This window comes from Arthrobacter crystallopoietes BAB-32 (genome assembly GCF_000328305.2).
In the GTDB taxonomy this organism is placed as follows: Bacteria; Actinomycetota; Actinomycetes; order Actinomycetales; family Micrococcaceae; genus Crystallibacter; species Crystallibacter crystallopoietes_A.
This window is the reverse complement of the sequence record NZ_ANPE02000242.1, coordinates 1-4,248: the sequence shown is the minus strand read 5'-3', so window position 1 is coordinate 4,248 and position 4,248 is coordinate 1. Positions and strand designations below refer to the sequence as shown.

Genomic DNA, 4,248 nt, shown 5'->3' with positions numbered 1-4,248 from the left:
CCAGGTGCCGGCCGGCCGTGAGCAACTGCTGGCGCTGCCCGGGGTGGGCACCTACACGGCGGCGGCCATCGCCTCGTTCGCCTTCGGCCTGCCGGAGACCGTGGTCGACACGAACATCCGGCGGGTCCACGCGCGGGCCGTCACGGGCAACGCGCTGCCCTCGCGCTCCCTCACCGCCGCCGAACTTCGCCTGGCCGATGAGCTGATGCCGGCCGAGGACACGAAAACCTGGAATGCCGGCGTGATGGAACTCGGCGCCCTGGTCTGCACCGCCCGGTCGCCCCGCTGCAGCGAGTGCCCGCTGCTGGATCAGTGTGCCTGGATCGCGGCCGGCCGTCCGGAACCGCACTACGTGCCAAAGGGACAGGCCTGGGCCGGGACAGACCGCCAGGTCCGCGGCGCCATCATGGCAGTGCTGCGGCATGCCCGGACTCCCGTCCCCCGCGAACTGCTGCTCGGCACCGTGGATCTGGTTGACGGCGGTGCCGGCCACGCCGTCGAGCTCGGCAAGCTGCTGGCGCTCGGCGCGGGCGAAGAGCAGTTGGTGCGCTCCCTCGACGGACTGCTCGAGGATGGCTTGGCCGAAGCAGTGCCGGCCGGCATCCGGCTACCGAACTGAGCCTTGGCTCCGGCCGCCGCTGCTCCTACGATTCGACTATGAGCCACAGGAGTCCGGTTGCCTTGACGACGGCGGTGTCCGCCCTGCTGGTGTCCCTCACCGCATGCGGTGCCTCGTTGGGGTCCGGGCCGCAGGCCTGCACCGAAATCGGCGCCGTTGCCGGCATCTCGCTCACCGTGGCCAGCTCCTTTGCGCCCGAGGTAGAAGCCGTGGAACTCGAAGCCTGTTGGGAAGGCACTTGCCGGCCCGTCGCCGTCGAACTTTACCCCGGCGAGGACATGGTGGACCTCGGCTGCGACTCCGCGCTCCCAGAAGGCAGCTGTTCGGCCACCGCCACGCCGAACGGGACGCTGACCGGCTTTACCGAGGTCCGCGGCCTGCCGGAAGCGGACGTGGAAAGCGTTGCCACCGTTACCCACCCGGACGGCTCAGAAACCACCACCGCCCCGCTCACCGCTGCTGCCCGCATGGTCTATCCCAACGGCGAGCAATGCCCCGGCGCCGCGCCGCAGCTCGGGCTGCTGCTCGATGGAACCGGACTGCACCCGGCCTAAGGCCACCGCACAGGCGCAGTCACGGAAAGCCTTTGCCCTGGTCCCGTCCGCGGGAACTGCCGCTCAGAGGCTGCGGATCATCCGCGTATTTCCCAGCGTGTTCGGCTTGACCCGCGCGAGGTCGAGGAACTCGGCAACACCTTCGTCATGCGAACGCAGCAGCTCGGAATAGACCTCCGGATCCACCGCGGACTGGTCCGCCATCACCTCGAAGCCCAGGCGCTTGAAGAAGTCCACCTCGAGGTCAGGCAGAACACCCGGCTGACCCCGAGTGCCTGCGCCTGTTCCAGCAGCACGGCCAGCAGCGCCTTCCCCACCCCGCGGCCGCGCCAGTCTTCAGAGGCTGCCAGCGTGCGGACCTCGGCGATGTCCTCCCACATCACGTGCAGCGCGCCGCAGCCGACCAGCTCGCCATCCGGGCTCTCGGCCACCTTGAACTCTTGGATGCTTTCGAAGTAGGCCACCGCTTCCTTCTCCAGCAGCACCCTTCGGTCCGCCAGCGGCTTCACCAGGCGCCGGATTCCGGCGACGTCGGAGGTGCGCGCTGGACGGATCGTGAAGGGCAAATTCATGTTGCCAAGTCTAAAGGCCAAGCTCGGCGGGAAGTTCCGCACCACCTTCCATGACGTGGCGCGCCAGGAAGTCCTGCACTACCTGGTACCAGACCTTGACGTGCTGCGGCTTGAGCACCCAGTGGTTCTCATCGGGGAAGTAGAGGAAGCGGTGGTCCGTCGTGCCATCCTCCCGCTGCGGCAGCGCCGACTTCGAGAGCAGCTCGTACCAGAGCCGCAGGCCCTCGCCGATCGGCACCCGGTAGTCCTTGTCGCCATGGATGACCAGCATCGGCGTGGAGATCTTGTCCACATGCAGGTGCGGCGAGTTGGCCAGCGCCATCTCCGGCGTCATCTCCTTCTCCCAGTAGGACGAGACGTCGGTGGTCGGGCCGAACTGGTCCAGCGCCCACAGGCTGGCATGGGTGACGATCGCCCGGAACCGGTCGGTATGCCCGGCCACCCAGTTGGCCATGTAGCCGCCGAACGAACCGCCCATCGCCGCAGTGCGCTCCTGGTCGATGTCGGCGCGCCGGACCACCTCATCCGTCAGCGCCATCAGGTCCGTGAACGGGGCCTGGCCCCACTGGCCCCAGCCGCGGCGGATGAACTCCTTGCCGTAGCCGGTGGACAGCGCCGGATCCGGCAGCAGCACGGCGTAGCCCTGGGCGGCCATCAGCCACGGGCACCAGCGCCACGACCAGGCGTTCCAGGAGTGCAGCGGACCGCCATGGATCCACAGCAGCAGCGGCGCCGGGTGCTCGGCGGACGCACCATCGGGCAGCACCAGCCAGCCCCTGACGCGCACGGAGCCGATGTCCGCCGTCGTCGTTGTTTCCACTTCCTCCAGCCGCCCGGGCAGCTCGGGCCGCACCGCAGGCCCCGGCAGCGCCGTGGTTTCGCCGGTGGACAGCTCGATGCGCACCGGCTCGGGCGGGAGCAGGTAGCTGCTGCGCAGCGCGTAGGCGTAGCGCCCATCGGGACTGACCACCACGTCGGTGTAGGCCGACTGGTCGGCCGTCACCCTGCGCACGCTGCCGCTGGCGATGTCGATCAGGAAGACCGGGCGGGCGCCGTCCTCGTCCGCGGTGGCCAGGAGCGCGGAGCCGTCCGGCAGCCACTGCGCCGGCTCCGGCCAGCGGTCCCATTCGGGTGCCAGCGGAGCCAGGCTCCCGCCGGACAGCGGGAGCAGACCGAGGGTCACGTCCGGGATGGTGTGCGGGCCGGAAACCTTCTCGCAAACAACGACGACGGTGCGTCCGTCCGGGCTGACGGGTCCGGGGCGGTAGTCCGTTTCCGCGGATTCGAGCAGCATGCGCATCCCGCCGCCGGAGGTATCGACCACCGCGAGGACCTCGCGCATATCGCCCTTGGCCAGGGGCTTGCGCCAGCTGGTCACCACGGTGGCACCATCGGGGCTGAGCGAGGCAGCGGATTCAACCAGCCGGGCCCCGGCACCGGGGGTGAGGGCGCGCAGCACGTGCTTTGGCTCGGCGTCCAGCGTGGAGGGCAAGACCGGCACGGGTCCGTCCTGGTCGAGCCGGAACAGGCTGGGCTGGCCGGGACCGAGGTCATGGTCCCAGAACCGGACCGGATAGCCGCTGTGCAGGACGGCCGAGATGTCCTTGTCCTTCCGGAGCTTGCGGAGCCGGGCGTCGTCCTCCTCGTCCGCGGCTCCCGGCAGAATGTCGGCGTTGAGCACGGCGGTGACCGCGCTGCGGGCGGTCAGGACGTGGTTGACGCCGCCTGGCCGGGACAGGAGCTGCCGGGCCTCGCCGCCGCCGGCCGGTATCTTCCAGAGCGCGTTGACCGGCTCTTCCTCCCCGTCTTCCGGGGCGGGCCGCGCCGAGGTGAAGAGCAGGTCACCGTTGGGCAGGAAGGCAGCGCCGGCTTCGCCTTTGGCACTGCGGGTGATACGTCGCGCCGGCTTGCTGCCCGACGGGTCGATTTCCCACAATGCGGTGATGTACTCGGTGGACTTGGCGTTGAGCACGCTTACGGCCGTAACCAGCCGGCCCCCATCGGGGCTCAGCGCCAGCGTGCTCACCCGGGGCAGCGCGATGTAGTGGTCCAGGTCGTGGAACGGCGTGGCCGGCCGGACTGCCGGCTGCTCCCCCGGCGTCTCTGGTTCGGAATTCTCCCCATCGAGATCAGAAAGGGTTGTTTCATAAGTCATGCAGGACAGTATTGCGCACGAAAGGCCGCAGCGGTAGACCCCGGAGTGTGGATCCCAGCGATAAACGGCGTACTTTGCCAGCTTTTGGTCGTGCCCGCTACCGGAAGTGGGCGCGGTTCATCTGCTCCTCTCCCGCCCGGGGCGATGTGGAGGCGGTGCCGGCCTGCGGGGCCCCGGGCTGCGGGGAGAGCCCCGTTAACGCGTGAAGGGCCTGCGGGGACGCACCGGGGGGTGTGTTTTCCGTAGGCCCTGGCCCCGCCGGTCGTTGGAAGCGGGGTTAAAGGGGTCAAGGGGCCCCGCCGTCGTTGGCGGTGCCCCTTGACCTGTGATGTTGTGTCCGGCGGTGAC

2 protein-coding genes and 2 pseudogenes are annotated in these 4,248 nt (G+C 69.4%); 2 read left to right on the top strand and 2 right to left on the bottom strand.

The window, feature by feature from the left end:
* Positions 1-619 (top strand): annotated as a pseudogene (locus D477_RS18450) (A/G-specific adenine glycosylase); the annotation flags it as partial.
* A 38-nt stretch (positions 620-657) separates the two neighbouring features.
* Positions 658-1,173: a hypothetical protein gene (locus D477_RS18445; RefSeq protein ID WP_043847661.1), complete on the top strand. Its 516-nt coding sequence runs from the start codon at positions 658-660 to the stop codon at positions 1,171-1,173.
* Positions 1,174-1,236: 63 nt separating this feature from the next.
* On the opposite strand, the pseudogene D477_RS18440 reads toward D477_RS18445, so the two are convergent.
* Positions 1,237-1,745: pseudogene (locus tag D477_RS18440) on the bottom strand (amino-acid N-acetyltransferase).
* A 10-nt stretch (positions 1,746-1,755) separates the two neighbouring features.
* Positions 1,756-3,900, bottom strand: coding sequence for a S9 family peptidase (locus tag D477_RS18435; RefSeq protein WP_005273350.1), 2,145 nt, complete (start codon positions 3,898-3,900; stop codon positions 1,756-1,758).
* Positions 3,901-4,248 lie beyond the last annotated feature (348 nt).

Excerpts from the sequence above, each read along its gene's own strand:
- D477_RS18445 (WP_043847661.1), top strand. The coding sequence starts at position 658 with ATGAGCCACAGGAGTCCGGTTGCCTTGACGACGGCGGTGTCCGCCCTG.
- D477_RS18435 (WP_005273350.1), bottom strand. The coding sequence starts at position 3,900 with ATGACTTATGAAACAACCCTTTCTGATCTCGATGGGGAGAATTCCGAA.